The sequence below is a fragment of the Plantibacter sp. MMLR14_011 genome, from assembly GCF_001865025.1.
Classification (GTDB): Bacteria; Actinomycetota; Actinomycetes; order Actinomycetales; family Microbacteriaceae; genus Plantibacter; species Plantibacter flavus_A.
Map to the genome: position 1 here is coordinate 1 of NZ_MJGW01000026.1, position 321 is coordinate 321.

Annotated in this window: 1 protein-coding gene; it reads left to right on the forward strand. The window is 68.8% G+C overall.

Annotated elements, in window-relative coordinates; all coding sequences use genetic code 11:
• A partial coding sequence (locus BIU99_RS11220) for an ATP-binding cassette domain-containing protein (RefSeq protein WP_139205412.1) occupies positions 1-321 on the forward strand: 321 nt, incomplete at both ends.

Sequence of the window (321 nt, forward strand, 5' to 3'; positions counted from 1 at the left end):
GTGCCGCGACTGTACGAGGCCACGGAGGGCTCCGTCCGGTTCGCCGGTGCCGACGTCCGTGACCTCGAACACGAGGACCTCATGCGGCACATCGGCATCGTGAGCCAGGAGACCTACCTGTTCCACGCGACGATCGGTGACAACCTCCGGTACGCCAAGCCCGACGCCACGGCCGAGGAACTCGAGCAGGCAGCACGGGCGGCGAACATCCACGAGACCATCGCCTCGTTCCCGGACGGCTACGACACCGTCGTCGGGGAGCGCGGCTACCGGCTGTCCGGCGGGGAGAAGCAGCGCATCGCGATCGCCCGCGTGTTGCTC